This is a genomic window from Halopiger thermotolerans (assembly GCF_054654555.1).
This window is the reverse complement of the sequence record NZ_BAAIEU010000002.1, coordinates 250,122-264,004: the sequence shown is the minus strand read 5'-3', so window position 1 is coordinate 264,004 and position 13,883 is coordinate 250,122. Positions and strand designations below refer to the sequence as shown.

At 67.3% G+C, this 13,883-nt stretch carries 18 protein-coding genes; 11 read left to right on the top strand and 7 right to left on the bottom strand.

Going from position 1 to position 13,883, the window contains the following annotated elements:
- The first annotated feature begins 40 nt into the window (after positions 1-40).
- The 3 genes from ACYQ26_RS03745 to ACYQ26_RS03735 all read left to right on the top strand — a co-directional run bounded on the left by ACYQ26_RS03745 (position 41) and on the right by ACYQ26_RS03735 (position 1,865).
- Positions 41-229 (top strand): HVO_0649 family zinc finger protein, encoded by a 189-nt coding sequence (locus ACYQ26_RS03745; RefSeq protein WP_459807163.1) that lies wholly within the window; start codon positions 41-43, stop codon positions 227-229.
- Positions 230-479: 250 nt separating this feature from the next.
- Positions 480-1,577, top strand: a complete 1,098-nt coding sequence (locus tag ACYQ26_RS03740) for an archaeosine biosynthesis radical SAM protein RaSEA (protein WP_459807161.1) — start codon at positions 480-482, stop codon at positions 1,575-1,577.
- 105 nt (positions 1,578-1,682) lie between these two features.
- A complete protein-coding gene (locus tag ACYQ26_RS03735; protein WP_459807159.1) occupies positions 1,683-1,865 on the top strand; it encodes a hypothetical protein in 183 nt (60 codons plus the stop codon).
- Positions 1,866-1,943: 78 nt separating this feature from the next.
- Here the strand turns inward: ACYQ26_RS03735 and purQ are convergent, their stop codons facing one another.
- Both purQ and purS read right to left on the bottom strand, forming a co-directional pair.
- A complete protein-coding gene (purQ, locus tag ACYQ26_RS03730) occupies positions 1,944-2,633 on the bottom strand; it encodes a phosphoribosylformylglycinamidine synthase I (RefSeq protein WP_459807157.1) in 690 nt (229 codons plus the stop codon).
- Positions 2,634-2,885: a phosphoribosylformylglycinamidine synthase subunit PurS gene (gene purS / locus ACYQ26_RS03725; RefSeq protein ID WP_459807155.1), complete on the bottom strand. Its 252-nt coding sequence runs from the start codon at positions 2,883-2,885 to the stop codon at positions 2,634-2,636.
- 260 nt (positions 2,886-3,145) lie between these two features.
- On the opposite strand from purS, the gene ACYQ26_RS03720 reads away from it, so the two are divergent.
- Complete coding sequence (locus tag ACYQ26_RS03720) at positions 3,146-3,571, top strand: SHOCT domain-containing protein (RefSeq protein WP_459807153.1); 426 nt, start codon at positions 3,146-3,148, stop codon at positions 3,569-3,571.
- A gap of 48 nt (positions 3,572-3,619) precedes the next feature.
- Here ACYQ26_RS03720 and ACYQ26_RS03715 read toward each other — a convergent pair whose 3' ends face one another.
- Positions 3,620-3,937, bottom strand: coding sequence for a HalOD1 output domain-containing protein (locus tag ACYQ26_RS03715; protein ID WP_459807152.1), 318 nt, complete (start codon positions 3,935-3,937; stop codon positions 3,620-3,622).
- Positions 3,938-4,258: 321 nt separating this feature from the next.
- On the opposite strand from ACYQ26_RS03715, the gene ACYQ26_RS03710 reads away from it, so the two are divergent.
- The 3 genes from ACYQ26_RS03710 to ACYQ26_RS03700 all read left to right on the top strand — a co-directional run bounded on the left by ACYQ26_RS03710 (position 4,259) and on the right by ACYQ26_RS03700 (position 6,087).
- Positions 4,259-5,209, top strand: a complete 951-nt coding sequence (locus ACYQ26_RS03710; protein WP_459807150.1) for a formyltetrahydrofolate deformylase — start codon at positions 4,259-4,261, stop codon at positions 5,207-5,209.
- 372 nt (positions 5,210-5,581) lie between these two features.
- Entirely contained in the window at positions 5,582-5,755 is a 174-nt protein-coding gene (locus ACYQ26_RS03705) for a DUF7556 family protein (RefSeq protein WP_459807148.1), read from the top strand.
- Positions 5,756-5,922: 167 nt separating this feature from the next.
- Positions 5,923-6,087, top strand: coding sequence for a DUF7576 family protein (locus tag ACYQ26_RS03700; RefSeq protein WP_459807146.1), 165 nt, complete (start codon positions 5,923-5,925; stop codon positions 6,085-6,087).
- A 33-nt stretch (positions 6,088-6,120) separates the two neighbouring features.
- Here ACYQ26_RS03700 and ACYQ26_RS03695 read toward each other — a convergent pair whose 3' ends face one another.
- A complete protein-coding gene (locus tag ACYQ26_RS03695) occupies positions 6,121-6,528 on the bottom strand; it encodes a DUF2267 domain-containing protein (RefSeq protein WP_459807145.1) in 408 nt (135 codons plus the stop codon).
- Positions 6,529-6,736: 208 nt separating this feature from the next.
- Here ACYQ26_RS03695 and ACYQ26_RS03690 point away from each other — a divergent pair, with 208 nt between their 5' ends.
- Positions 6,737-8,050 (top strand): acetamidase/formamidase family protein, encoded by a 1,314-nt coding sequence (locus ACYQ26_RS03690; RefSeq protein WP_459807143.1) that lies wholly within the window; start codon positions 6,737-6,739, stop codon positions 8,048-8,050.
- 46 nt (positions 8,051-8,096) lie between these two features.
- On the opposite strand, the gene ACYQ26_RS03685 is transcribed toward ACYQ26_RS03690, so the two are convergent.
- The 3 genes from ACYQ26_RS03685 to ACYQ26_RS03675 all read right to left on the bottom strand — a co-directional run bounded on the left by ACYQ26_RS03685 (position 8,097) and on the right by ACYQ26_RS03675 (position 9,892).
- Positions 8,097-8,366, bottom strand: a complete 270-nt coding sequence (locus ACYQ26_RS03685; RefSeq protein WP_459807141.1) for a MoaD/ThiS family protein — start codon at positions 8,364-8,366, stop codon at positions 8,097-8,099.
- Between the two features lie 115 nt (positions 8,367-8,481).
- A complete protein-coding gene (locus ACYQ26_RS03680; RefSeq protein WP_459807139.1) occupies positions 8,482-8,685 on the bottom strand; it encodes a hypothetical protein in 204 nt (67 codons plus the stop codon).
- A 175-nt stretch (positions 8,686-8,860) separates the two neighbouring features.
- The gene (locus ACYQ26_RS03675; protein WP_459807137.1) at positions 8,861-9,892 is read right to left on the bottom strand and encodes a phosphoribosylaminoimidazolesuccinocarboxamide synthase; all 1,032 of its coding nucleotides are present in this window, start codon (positions 9,890-9,892) and stop codon (positions 8,861-8,863) included.
- Positions 9,893-10,074: 182 nt separating this feature from the next.
- On the opposite strand from ACYQ26_RS03675, the gene cofH reads away from it, so the two are divergent.
- From cofH to ACYQ26_RS03660, 3 genes are all read left to right on the top strand, one after another.
- Positions 10,075-11,448 (top strand): 7,8-didemethyl-8-hydroxy-5-deazariboflavin synthase subunit CofH, encoded by a 1,374-nt coding sequence (gene cofH / locus ACYQ26_RS03670; protein WP_459807135.1) that lies wholly within the window; start codon positions 10,075-10,077, stop codon positions 11,446-11,448.
- A gap of 245 nt (positions 11,449-11,693) precedes the next feature.
- Complete coding sequence (locus ACYQ26_RS03665; protein ID WP_459807133.1) at positions 11,694-12,716, top strand: S49 family peptidase; 1,023 nt, start codon at positions 11,694-11,696, stop codon at positions 12,714-12,716.
- Positions 12,713-13,762: a DUF4350 domain-containing protein gene (locus ACYQ26_RS03660; RefSeq protein WP_459807131.1), complete on the top strand. Its 1,050-nt coding sequence runs from the start codon at positions 12,713-12,715 to the stop codon at positions 13,760-13,762. The genes ACYQ26_RS03665 and ACYQ26_RS03660 overlap by 4 nt, the downstream gene beginning before the upstream one ends.
- Positions 13,763-13,883: the final 121 nt, after the last annotated feature.

Below are 13,883 nucleotides of genomic sequence, written 5' to 3'. Positions count from 1 at the left end.
GGGCGTGAGAGTTAATAACATGCACGATAGATAATGACGTATGGGCACCTACCGTTCACCGTTCGAGCGGCTCCGCGAGAAGTTCGACAAATCGGAACTGCAGTGTCGACAGTGTGGCTACCTCGACGACGAGGGCGGCTGGCAGGTGACCACGTCCGGGAATCGGGTCCACTACCGGTTCGTCTGTCCGACCTGCGGCGCGATCGAAACGAAGGAGATGCGACTGTAGTCGCGCAGGGCGATCGGGCGACCGAGTACAGCCGCCCGAGCGGCGCCGCAAGCGCCGGCAGTCGGCGTCCGTTCAGACGGCCAGTTCGAACGGTGGACGGAGCCGAGCGTGACCACGCCGACGCTCACAATCTTCTCCTCAGGCCTGGAGTCCCTCGAGCGGACTCGAGTCGCTCCGATCGGGACGGGACCGGCGACGCTCGAGCGATCCAACGAAGGCGCTTTAGGCGCTGACCCGCTTTCCCCTGCTAATGAGTAAACCGACGCCCGAGGTCTACGAGCAGGGCAAGGGCATGGACGCCCACAACCAAGTGATGCGCGAGATCCGCTCGCGCAAGGAGGCCAGCTACGATCCCCACGAGCCGACCCGCGTCTGGCTCGACGAGGACAACACGCCCGACGGCGTCAAGCAGAGCCTGACGATCATCTTAAATACCGGCGGCTGCCGCTGGGCCCGCGCCGGCGGCTGCACCATGTGCGGCTACGTCGCCGAGAGCGTCGACGGCGGCTCCGTCTCCCACGAGGCCCTGATGGACCAGATCGAGGTCTGTCTCGAGCACGAGCGCGAGAACGCCGACGACCCCGCCGGCCTCATCAAGATCTACACCTCCGGCTCCTTCCTCGACGAGCGCGAGGTCGGCGCCGAAACCCGCCGAGCGATCGCCGACACCTTCGGCGACCGCGATCGCATCGTCGTCGAGTCCCTGCCCGACTTCGTCGACCGCGAGAAGATCGCCGACTTCACCCGGCACGGGCTAGATACGGACGTCGCGATCGGCCTCGAGACGGCGACCGACCGCGTGCGCCACGACTGCGTGAACAAGTACTTCGACTTCGCGGACTTCGAGGACGCCTGCGCCGAGGCGGCGGCCGCCAACGCGGAAGCCGACGGCGCCGACGCCGGCATCAAGGCCTACCTCCTGATGAAGCCGCCCTTCCTCACCGAGTCCGAGGCGGTCGCGGACATGATCTCCTCGATCGAGCGCTGCGCCGACGTCGAGGGCTGTCACACGGTCTCGATGAACCCCTGCAACGTCCAGCGCTACACGATGGTCGACGAACTCTACTTCAACGACGGTTACCGGCCGCCGTGGCTGTGGTCGGTCGCACACGTCTTAGAGGAAACAGCGGACGTCGACGCCATCGTCGTCTCGGACCCGGTCGGCCACGGCTCCGACCGCGGCCCGCACAACTGCACGGAGTGCGACGACCTCGTCCAGAAGGCGATCAAGGACTTCGACCTGCGCCAGGATCCGTCGGTCTTCGAGCAGGTCTCCTGCGAGTGCGAACTGACCTGGGAGACGGTGATGGAACGCGAGCGGAGCTTCAACCAGCCGCTGACGCGATAAGCGGCAACGGAATACGACGGTTCGACGGCGGCACCCGTTTTCGACCGGCGATGGGATAGCGTAAAGACGGAAGTTTATCGTGATAGCGGTTCGACACGTCCGCCGATGGACTCCGAACTCCGCAGGCATCTGCTGCTGATCGAGTTCCTCCTGATCGTCCTCGTCGCGATCGGCGTGTTCGCGTACGGGCAGATAGTGCCCGAATCCGGTCAGTTGGGCCTCGGTCTCCTCGGTTTCGTCGGCTTGTTGTTTTGCTACGTTCTCGGTTCCGCCGAGTCTCCCGAGTAGTGCCGGCCAGCCGGTAGCGACTATCGACTGCGCCGAAACTCGTTCCGCTATGAGCTGTGAAGGAGAGAATACGGTGGTCTACGCGTCGATTCCGGTCTCGAAACCTCGAAGGACCCCCTGGCCGTCGGTCGGTCCGACGTCGGGCAGCGTCGCGCGTTCGGGATGGGGCATCAACACCGCGACGGTGTCGCGGTCGCCGAGCACGCCCGCGACGTTGTGCTTCGACCCGTTCGGGTTGACCTCGGGGCCGACCTCGCCGTTCTCGTCGCAGTAGCGAAAGAGGATCCGATCCTCGGCCTCGAGCTGCTCGAGTCGCTCGTCGCGGATCTCGTAGCGGCCCTCGCCGTGGGCGATGGGGACCTCGATGACCTCGCCCTCCTCGTAGGCGGCCGTCCAGGGCGTGTCCGCGTGCTCGACGCGCAGGTAGACGTGCTCGCACTGGAAGCGCGCGCTCTCGTTGGTCGTAAAGGCGCCCTCCGTCAGTCCGGACTCGCAGCCGATCTGAGCGCCGTTGCAGACGCCGAGGACGGGAACGCCGTCGCTCGCGGCCTCGCGAACCTCGTCCATGATCGGCGAGCGGGCGGCCATCGCACCGGCGCGGAGGTAATCGCCGTAGGAGAACCCGCCCGGCAGGACGATCCCCGACGTGTCCTCGGGGAGGCCGTCCTCGTGCCAGACGATCTCGGCGTCGATACCGAGGTGCTCGAGGGCGCGCGCGGCGTCGCGGTCGCAGTTCGAGCCGCCGAATCTGACGATCGAAACCGTCATCTATCGCTCGGCGACCTCCACGTCGTAGTCGTGGATGGTCGGGTTCGCCAGCAGCCGCTCGGCCATCTCGTCGGCGCGCTCGCGGGCGGCGTCGGCCGACTCGGCCTCGAGGTCGACCTCGAAGCGGTCGGCCGAGCGCAGGGCCTCGAGTTCGAAGCCCAGTCGCTCGAGGGCCTGTTTGGTCGTCTCGGCCTCGGGATCCAACACGCCGCGTTTGAGTCGGACGGTCACCGTCGCGGTGTAGGCGGTCATCACCTGATATCCCGTAACCGTGCTCAAAAACGCTTTCGCCTTGGCGTTGTGTTACACGTTCGTGGATACGGCGGCGGTCGCGGTGCCCCGTTGCTCCGATCGAGTCGGCCACCGACGCGCCGCGACGCGAAGGGCGCGCGACCCGACCGATCGGCGGTCAGCGAGCGACCGACCGTCTCGATCGGTCCGGGAACGGCCACGCCGACCGCCCGCTCGACTGGGACGGGGAGCTTTTTGTGTTCGATCACGAACACTACCGCATGGCCACTGATTGGTCGAGGCTGCGGCTCACGTTGCCGGCGGCCGCCGTCATCATCGCGCTCATCGCCGCGTTCGTCGCGCTCGCGGTCCTCGAGTCCTCGGTCGCGATCCTCGTCGTGATCTTCGGGTTCATCTTCGGGGGCGAGTTGCTCGATAAACTCGCGCCGCTGCTCGCGGAGTCGGACGCAGATCCGACCGAGGAGACCGACCCGACGCCCGAGGACCCGCTCGAGCGACTGCGAACCCGGTACGCCGACGGCGAACTCTCCGACGCGGAGTTCGAGCGGCGCCTCGAGACGCTGCTGGAGACCGAGACGGTCGCTGACGTCGAGCAGTACCTAGCGGACCGGCGCGAGACCGAGCGGCCGGCCGGCCGAGACGTCGCCGAGGCCGGGGATCGAGAACTCGAGCGGTCCTCGGGGTAACTTACACGTCGAAAACGACGAGACCGCGACGGCACCGCTCCCCGGTCGTCACTCCGTCGGCCGGGTGACGACGACGGCGCCGGACGCGTGGACCGTGACCTCGTACGCGTCCAACCGGAACGAGACTCGGCCGCTGTTTCTGGCGACGGAACCGTTCGCCGGCGCGAAGATCGTCTCGAGGCTGTCGGGATCGATGCGATCGTAGAGCCGATCGAGCTCTGCCGGATCCGACCCCGAGAGGTCCGCGATCGTCGCGATGATCGTTTCGGCGAGCGAGTCGTCGCCGCTCCAGTCGTGGGAGACGAACGCTGTCTCCGTTTCGTAGTCGATCCGGGAGCCGCCGTGCGTCGGTCGAGTTGCTGTCATCGTTTCACCTTGGGTCCGGTGACTGTCACTCCGCGTGACTGAAAACGCGTACCACGAACGCGTGCATAAAACCCCGTCAGACAACTTACAGGTCATTGTAGGACAAAAAGAAGTAGATCCGGGGACGGGGACCGGACCCGACCGGGGCGTCTGTCATACGTCAGACGCTCCGGGCCGCCCGCCGAACTCGAGGCGGTCGAGACCGAACCCCGCCGAATGCGGGTCCGTGGCACGTCGAGGCGCGGAAAGCAGGACTTTTAGCCGCCCGCGGACTGAGACCGACGTGATGGATCGACGTACGCTCGAGCGGAGGTGGTCTCGATGACGACTGACCTGACCGAAATCACGGTGATCGGAGAGGACGACACCGGACTGATCGCCAACGTGACGAGCCTCCTGTTCGAGCGCGGAATCAACATCGAGGACCTCGACCAGGCGGTTCGCGACGGCGTCTTCCGGATGTACCTCGCCGTCGACACCTCGGAGATGGTCTGTACGGAGGAGACGCTGCGAGCGGATCTGCACGACCTCGGCGACGATCTGGGCCTCGACGTCAAAGTGCGGTTCCCCGCCGACCGCGAGAACCAGCAGATCGCCGTCCTCGTCACCAAGGAGAGCCACTGCCTGGAGGCGCTGTTCGAGGCCTGGGCCAACGACGAACTCGGCGCCGACATCGGCGTCGTGATCGGGAACCACGACGATCTCCAGCCGCTGGCCGAGCAGTACGACGTCCCGTTCCACGACATCGGCGACGAGAAGGGCCGCCAGGACGAGGAGGAACTGCTCGACCTCCTCGAGGAGTACGACGCGGACCTGATCGTGCTCGCCCGCTACATGCGGATCCTGAGCCCGAACGTGGTCTTCCGCTACGAGGATCGGATCATCAACGTCCACCCCTCGCTGCTGCCGGCGTTCCCCGGCGCCGAGGCCTACCGCCAGGCCTTAGACGAGGGCGTCCGCGTCGCCGGCGTCACCGCCCACTACGTGACGACCGACCTCGACCAGGGGCCGATCATCACCCAGCGGGCGTTCGACGTCCCCGACGACGCCGACGTCGAGGAGATGAAACGGCGCGGCCAGCCCCTGGAAGCCGACGCCCTACTCGAGGCGGTGCGGCTGCACCTGAACGGCGACGTCTCGGTCCACCGCGGCCGGACGTCCGTCCGGGAGAACGGGGATCAGTACCAGCTCGGCCTCCCCGACGAGGTCGACGACGTCACGCCGGATCGGCCGGTCGACGGCATCGGCAGCGCGATCGCGGAGGATCAGTAGGCCCTCGAGTTGGATCGGCCGGGCAGGTCCGGTCCGCTTCGTTCGTTTTCCGTCCGCTCCCAGTCCAGTTCTCGATCGTCGTCGCAACCGGACGACGGGCGCTCCCGTACCCGCGCGATCAAATACTCTCGTCTCACGACCTGTGGAAGAGCGGGTGCGCCCCCGGCGCGCGTCAGCACGGAACTCGAGGGAGAGACCGAGCCGCCGGCGGTCCCGTCGCGGTGAGAGTCGGGTCCACTCGGTAGTTGGATGTTTACTCGACTCCGGATATAGCTTTATCTGTCCAGTAATATATCCGAATATAGCCTATATTCAACCACATATGGGGACGGTTTCAGAACATTCATGGTGGTCGGACACTCATCTTCGAACATGGCACCCGACGCACGGTCGGTCGGCACGGCAGCGACCGACGGCCACGAGGTAGTCGCAGCGATCGATGAGGGCGACGGCGAGTCGCGCCTCGTCATCGCCGACATCACGCGCGACGGCGTCTGGCTCTCGGCGGCCGAGACCGACGCCGCCTCGCTCGAGGAGTGGCGGTGAGGCGATGCGAGCGCACCGCGTCCGCCGGTCGGCGGCCCCGACTGACGGCGACCGGCTTCGGTGCCGCTACTCCGCCTGAAGAAGGGATCTCGGTCCACGTTTTTCGAGGGCGGCCGTTTCCGCCGGAACGGATCCGTTAAAGTGGGTCTCGGCCCATCCACCACGTAATGGCTGATTCGACGGACGAGGATTCACCCGAGTGCCGAGTCTGTGGCACGGCGGTAGCACAGTCGACCGACCAGCGAGTCGTCACGACCGTCGAGGACGGCGCCGCCGTTCACCGACACTTCTGTGGCGACGACTGCCTCGGGGTGTGGGAAGCGGAAAACTGAGTTCGAACGGCAGCGGCGGCGTCGCCGCTTCGTTCAGACGTCTTCCCGATCGATCGTGACGCCCTCGAACATCGGATGGAGGGCGTCGTCGAGTTGCGATTTCAGGTCCCGGAGCTCGCCCTCCGTGAGCGCGACCGCGAGGGCGTCGGTGACCGCGTCGGCGTACTGTTCGGCGTCGTCGGACTCGAGGTCCGTCTCGCGGAGGTGCTCGCCGACGCGCTCGACGAACTCGTCGCGGTCGTAGCCGGCGCCGTCGTGGTCGGCGTCCTCGACGATTCCCGCGAGTTCGGCGGGGAGTTGGCTGGCGACGTCCCCGGCCTCGCCCCCGGTCATCGTCTCGCCGAGCGTTTCGAGGACCGCCTCGGTCGCTGCCCGCGTCCGATCCATCGACTCGAGGTGTCCCGCCTGCTGAACGAGTCCGTAGAATTCGTCTTCCTGCATACGTCGATCATCGGCGGACAGCGGTATCGGGGTTGGGCACTCAGTTGCAAGGCGGAACCGCCGCCGGCCAGCCGACGCCGTGCGAGGAGTCCGGCGGCCCGGTCGGGACGCCGGCCGCGGTCAGCGCGACGATCGAAGCGTCGCGCGACTGAGTGTCAGTTCGACGAGCAGCAGGCTTTTCGACTGGAACGCCGAATATTGGCATGGGATGTCACAGCAAGAGATCCAACAGGAGCTGTTCGTCGACCAGTACACGCTCGGCCTCGTCGGGCCGGACCAGGAGTGGGCGGGCACCGTCGTGGACGGCGGCACCATCGAGACGTACACGCCGCCGGGCTGCTGGGGGCCGATGGTGACGCCGGAGTTCCGCGGCGGCCACGAGGTCACGCGGCCGATCCGCGTCGAGAACGCCGAGGTCGGCGACGCCGTCGCACTCCACATCCGGGACGTCGAGGTGACCAGCATGGCCACGAGCACCGGTTCGATGGCCGAACGGGAGGACGCGTTCGGCGACGACCCGTTCGTCGACCACCGGTGCCCGGAGTGTGGCACCGAGTGGCCCGAGTCGATCGTCGAGGGCACCGGCGAGGACGCGATCAAGTGCGCCGAGTGCGGTGCCAACGCCTCCTCGTTCGGCTTCGAGTACGGCTACACCGTCGCCTTCGACGACGACCACACCGTCGGGATCACGCTCGACGAGGACGGCGCGCACGAACTCGCCGAGGACGCCGACGAGGTGATGGACATCCCCGAGAACTCCCGCCAGCATCCGATCCTGTTGTACGAGCCCGGCGAGATGCCCGGCACGCTCGGCCGGCTCCGTCCGTTCATCGGGAACGTCGGCACGACGCCGCCGATCACGATGCCCGACTCGCACAACGCCGGCGACTTCGGCCAGTACCTCATCGGCGCCGAGCACGACTACGGCCTCGAGAGCGAGGCGGATCTCGAGGCCCGCACGGACGGGCACATGGACATCCCGCAGGTACGGCCGGGCGCGACTCTGATCTGTCCCGTCAAGGTCGATGGGGCCGGGGTCTACGTCGGCGACCTCCACGCCAACCAGGGCGACGGTGAACTCTCCCTGCACACGACCGACGTGAGCGGGAACGTCACGATGGACGTCGAGGTCATCAAAGACCTCGAGCTGGACGGCCCCGTCCTACTGCCGCCCGAGGAGGACCTGCCCTTCATCAGCAAACCCTACAGCGAGGAGGAGCGGGAGACGGGGCAGGAACTCGCCGCCGAACACGGCGTCGACCTCGATGACGACATGGGGCCGATCCAGGTGATCGGCTCGGGCGCGACGGTCAACGACGCCACGCAGAACGCCTTCGACCGCGCGACGAAGCTGCTGGACATGAGCGAGGGCGAGGTCCGCTCCCGGTGCACGTTCACCGGCGGCGTCCAGATCGGCCGCCTGCCGGGCGTCGTCCAACTGGACATGCTCGCGCCGCTCGACGTGCTCGAGGACCGCGGCATCGCCGACATGGTGCGCGACCAGTACGGACTGTCGGCGTAGGTGGGTCGCGGCGCCGTCCCGTCGCGAACGAGGCGGCGACCGAGGACTACCGCGACCCGCCCTGCACCGCCGGAACGATCGTCAGCGAGGCGTCGTCCGGAACCGACGCCTCGAGGGTCGCGCGCTCGCCGTCGATCGAGACCCTGACGCTCGGCCGAACCTCGTCGCCGTCGTAAAGGTGCGGTTCCGCGCGCGGATACGCGTCGACCAGGGCCGCGACGGCGTCGGCGACCGTGCCGCCGGACCACTCGAGGGAGATCGTCTTCGCCCCGGTCGCACTCCGGAGCGGGCCGTAGACGGTGACGTCAATTTCCATACGCGATCGTCGTCGGCCAAACGGAAAGCTGCGCCGCCGTCGACCCCCGCTCGCAGCGTGGGCGACGGAGCGGACGCGACGGGCGGCGAGAACTAGAAACTGGCGGGATCTGTCGTCAGTCGTCGCTCGGCTCGGCGCCGGCGGACGAGGATCGCGCGGGCTGTGCGGCGGCCCAGTCGTTCGAGCCCTGCGAGAGGACGGTGAACCCGACGATGACGAGGACGAACAGCGTCAGCATTCCGCTCGCGACGGCCGCGATTCCGCTGGTGAGGCTGAACGCGACGATACTCGCTGCGGTTGCGGTGGCGGTGAAACTCATTGACGCTCGGTCGAATGTGTTACGGCCCCCAATATGAGGGTTACTTATCCGTCGCGAGGACGGCACGCGGTAGCATTTACCGCAGTCTTCGGTCACCGATAACGATCGAACGAACGCCGGCGTCCGGACTGTACGGCCGGCGCAAGAGGGGCAACGCGAGCGTACCGGTGCCGGGTTACAGCCGGCGGACCGCACCGATCGCGCTCGAGAGCGGCGGCGCCTCGAATAATTCGCGGCCGACGTAGGCGTTGGCGCCGGCGCAGTACATGTCGCGGGCGGTCTCGATCACGTCATCCGCGAGCGGTTCCGGATCGACGTCACACAGGGACTTCCAGTCGGCGACGTCCTCCCGCTTGGCCTCGGCCTTCGCGCTCTCGACGGCCTGGACCCACTCGGGCTGGGTGCGCTTGTGATACTGCCGGAGCACCTCCTTCGAGAGCTGGGTCCCCTCGTAGCTGAATCGGTTCTCGTCGAAGGTGCCGACCACGTCCGCGACCCGGATCTCCCCCTGATAGTACAGACACTCGATCTTGCCGTCCTGGTGGTCGAGACCCGCCGACTCGGCCTGCTCGGTCACGACCCGGTTGACCTCGAGCGCCAGGTCCTCGAGGGCGTCGACGTCGGCCTCGCCCGCGATGGAGTCGGCCTCCTCGCGGTCGAGGTAGCGGTCGCCCTCCTCGTACTTCGTCGAGAACTCGACGATCGGCTCGTCGAGGTCGACGGCGTCGTCGGGCCACTCGTCGAGGTCGAGCCCGTGGTCGGCGGGCTCGGTGCGGCGACGCAGGCTCGAGCCGACCGGCACGCGGTTCCGGAAGACGATCTCGAGGGGGATCAGGTAGTTCTCGCCGGCCGCCTCGTGGTAGCTGTCGTAGTCGTACTCCCGGCCCTCGTTGGGCAGGTCCGGCACCTGCGTGAGGTCGATCGCCATCTCCCAGGGCGGGTTCGAGGCCTCCTCGAGCGGGACGACCTCGCCGTTCGCGGCGCCGTGCTCGACGACGCCGCGGTAGTGGGTCGGAACGCCTTCGGACTCGAGGAGCTCGAAGTTGTACGCGCCCATGGTACAGAGGCTCGCGCCCTTGTCCGGGATCTGGTCGGGCATCTTGCCCCAGTCGAACACCGAGTAGTCGTCGGTGAACACGAACGAACCGCGGCCGAGCGAGTCGGCCGTCGCCGCCTCCTCGATGCGGAACTCTTTGACGCTCGTCACGCGTGCCACCTCGACGGACAGTCGCCGTGTCGCATACTCGAGTTGCCGGGACGATGCGCCAAGAAGGTTTCAGTATCGGCCGACGGTCCCGACGGGGCGACCGGCGAACGGGCGCCCCAGACGAGCGCATCGAATAGCCGTTATCACTACGCTTTTCCCACTGTACCCACAGTGTAGTGACGATGGAGCAACCGGTGACCGAGGCCGACCTGGCCTTCGACCACGTTCCCGAGACCGACCAATCGTTCGAGAACGCACTCGCGAAGGCGCGCGACGGCGACCGGCTCGCGGTCGACGACGCGATCGAGTTGCTCACGACGGGAACCGACAGCGACGGCATCGACCGCCGGCGCAAGGAACGGGTCCTCGAGGCGGCCGACCGACGGCGCGCCGAGGTCGTCGGCGAGGAGGTCACCTTCACCGCGAACCTGAACAACAACGTCACCACCGCCTGCAACGTCGGCTGTCTGTTCTGTAACTTCAAGGACGCCGCCCACACCTTCGAGCGCGACGCCGAGATGGAGACGGCCGGCTTCACGAAGACCCCCGAGGAGTCGCGTGAGATCGTCAAAGACGCCGTCGAGCGCGGTATCTACGAGGTCTGTTCGGTCTCCGGACTCCACCCCGCGTTCGCGCTGGACGAGGAACACCGGGAGATCCTCGACGCCCACCCGAACCCGAAGGAGGTCAACTACAAGCCGCCCGCGGCCTACGAGACCAGCCCCGGTACCTACGTCGACCAGATCGCGGCGATGAGCGTCGACGGCGTCCACGTCCACTCGATGACCCCCGAGGAGGCCTACCACGCCCGCCGGGGGACCGACTGGTCCTACGAGGAGGTCTTCCGACGGCTCAAGGACGCGGGGCTGGATACAGTCCCCGGCACCGCGGCCGAAATCCTCGTCGAGGAAGTGCGGGACGTGATCTGCCCCGGCAAGATCGGCACCGACGAGTGGCTCGAGGCCATGGAGGCCGCGGCGAACGTCGGCCTCGGGATGACGGCGACGATCATGTACGGTCACGTCGAGAACGAGGCCCACCGCGCGCTGCACCTGAAACGGGTCCGGGACCTCCAGGAGCGGGTCGACGGCGCGATCACGGAGTTCGTGCCTCTCTCCTTCGTCCACCAGAACACGCCGCTGTTCGAGCACGACGTCGTCTCGAGCGGCCCGAGCACCGACGAGGACGAACTCATGATCGCCGTCTCGCGGCTGTTCCTCGACAACGTCGATCACATCCAGTCCTCGTGGGTCAAGTACGGCGACGAACAGGGACTGAAGATGCTGAATTGCGGCGCCGACGACTTCATGGGGACGATCCTCTCGGAGGAGATCACCAAACGCGCGGGCGGGGACTACGGCGAGTTCCGCTCGTTCGCCGACTACGTCGAGATGATCGCCTCGATCGGGCGGATTCCGGTCGAGCGGTCGACCGACTACGAGAAGCGACGAGTCATCGATCCCGACGATCCGCCGTTCGGCCCGCAGCTGGGGCCGAAGGCGGACGGCACGCCGCTGCTCGCCGACGACGAACGGCCCGTGCCGGCGGACGACTGAGGCGGCCGCGGTCGGGGACTGCGATTTCACGGCCGGAAAACGGTCACCGTCCTCTTTTATAGGGTGCTGCGTACGGCGTAGCGACGAGCGAATCCTGCGTTCGAGTTGCGGCGCAGGGACAGTGGTGGGACGACGCCGTTTCCGTCGGGATCCGCCTTCCGTTAGTCGTTACTGTAGTTCGATAAATGTAAATACAATAGAATGTTTTTTATGTTGTCAGTTTTGACTGTAATCCGCACTGAAATATGAGCGGTACAACATCTCCCCTCCGGGAGACGCTCGGAACGATCGCACGGTCGTACGTGACGGTCGTCGTCGTCGCGCTGCTCGTCGGCGCGGCGGTCGCCCCGATCGCGTGGGGCGCGACGAGCAATCCGGACGGGACCGTCGCGGTCATCGAGATGGATCGTTCGATAACCGAATCGGTCGCCGAGGGGGTGATCGACGACCTCCGCGAGGCGCGGGAGAACGAGTCGATCGACGCTGTCGTCCTGCAGGTCGATAGCCCCGGCGGCGGCGTCACGGCGAGCGAGAGTCTCTACCTGGCCGTCGAACGGACGGCCGACGAGATGCCCGTCGTCGCGAACGTCCAGTCGACCGGCGCGTCCGGCGGCTACTACATGATCGCGCCGAGCGACGAGATCTACGTCAACCCCAGTTCGATGGTCGGCAGCGTCGGCGTGCGAGCGACCTACACCGGACAGCCGATGTCCGAGGCGGTGATCGCGACCGGCCCGGACAAGGTCGGCTCGAGCGAGGCGCAGATCAAACGGCAGGTCGAGAAGATGAAACAGACGTTCGTCGCGTCGGTGATGGAACACCGCGGCGACGAGCTCGAGCTCAGCGAGACGGAACTCGCCTACGCGAAGGTCTACACCGGCATCGAGAGCGTCGAGAACGGGCTCGCCGACGAGATCGGCGACCGGGACGTCGCCGTCGGCGCGGCCGCCGAACGGGCCGGCCTCGAGGACTACGATATCGTCGAGATGGAACGCGACTCGCTGTCTTCGAGCGTGATCCTGCTCGAGGACGGGACGAAAGTCGAGCGGCCCCAGGGTCACGAGCAGACCTTCGGCGACTACGGCGACGTCGACACGCCCGCCTTCCTCGCGCTGTGGGGCTCCGTCGAGGGCGAAACCGTCGTCGAGACGAGTCAGCCGACGGACGCGGCCGCGACGACGGCGACGGGCCAGTCCGCGAACGCGGAGACGGAAACCGCCGCGACGGCGGACGGGACCGCCTCCGGGAACGGAGGTGAGGCCGCATGAGTGGCCTTCGCGGGCGACTCGCGGTGTTCGTCCTCGTCGTCGCACTCTCGGTGAGCGCCGTCGCCGGCGCCGGGCTGATCACCGATCACGGCTCGACGGCGCGTCCGACGGTCGATCAGGCGCACCTCCAGCCCGATGCGGTCGACGTCCCCGGCCTCGAGCGAGGCGGCGAGATCAGCTTCGACGACGACGGCACCGACAAGACCGTCGTGATCGACGTCGCGCACGCGAACGACGTGTCCAGAAGCGACCTCCAGCCGGTCGTCTCGGCGCTGACCGCCGAGGGACACACGGTCACGTACCACTCGCAGGGGCAGTCGGGACTCGGGCGAGACGAGCCCGAGGTCGCGCTCGCGGAGACGCTCCAGGAGGCCGACGCGCTGATCGTCGTCGACCCCGGAACGCGGTACACCAGCGACGAAGCCGACGTCGTCTCCGAGTTCGCCGACGCCGGCGGCCGGGTGATGATCGCGGCCGGTCCGGAAACGGGCGGCACGGCGAGCATCCTCCTCGGGTCGCTCACCGGCACCGCGACAGCGGGCGGCGGCGAGATCGAGTCGGTCTCCTCCCCGCTCGGCGTCGCCTACGACACCGGCTACCTCTACGACATGGAGAACTACGAGACCAACTACCAGACGATCACTGCGACGCCGGCGGTCAACTCGACGCTCACCGACGGCGTCGAGCGGGTCGTCTTCGACGCGCCGACGCCGGTCGCCACGGAGGGGACCACCCTCCTTACCACGCCGCCGACGACCGAACACTCCGAAAGCCGGGCGGCCGGCGAGTACGGGGTCGTCGCGCGCAGCGGCAACACCGTCGCGGTCGGCGACACCGGCTTCATGACCACCGCGACTCACAACATCGCCGACAACGAGGTGCTCATCGGCAACGTCCTCGAGTTCCTCGTGACCGGCGACAAGGCGTCGGGAGCGCCGTCCGTGCCGGGCGAACAGTCCCAGTCCGGAGCGGGCGCCGGCGCGGGGGCGGGCGCCGGTGCGGGAACCGGACCCGGCGCGGCCGGGACCGGCGCCGCTGGCAGCTAACGGTTCACCGCCGAGTCGCTTTTCTCGAACCGCGCGGCCGTTAGGCCGCGTCGTCGCCATCGCTGTCGACGATATCGCTATCGTCGGCGCCGTCGTCACCGTTGCTATCATCGCCATCGCT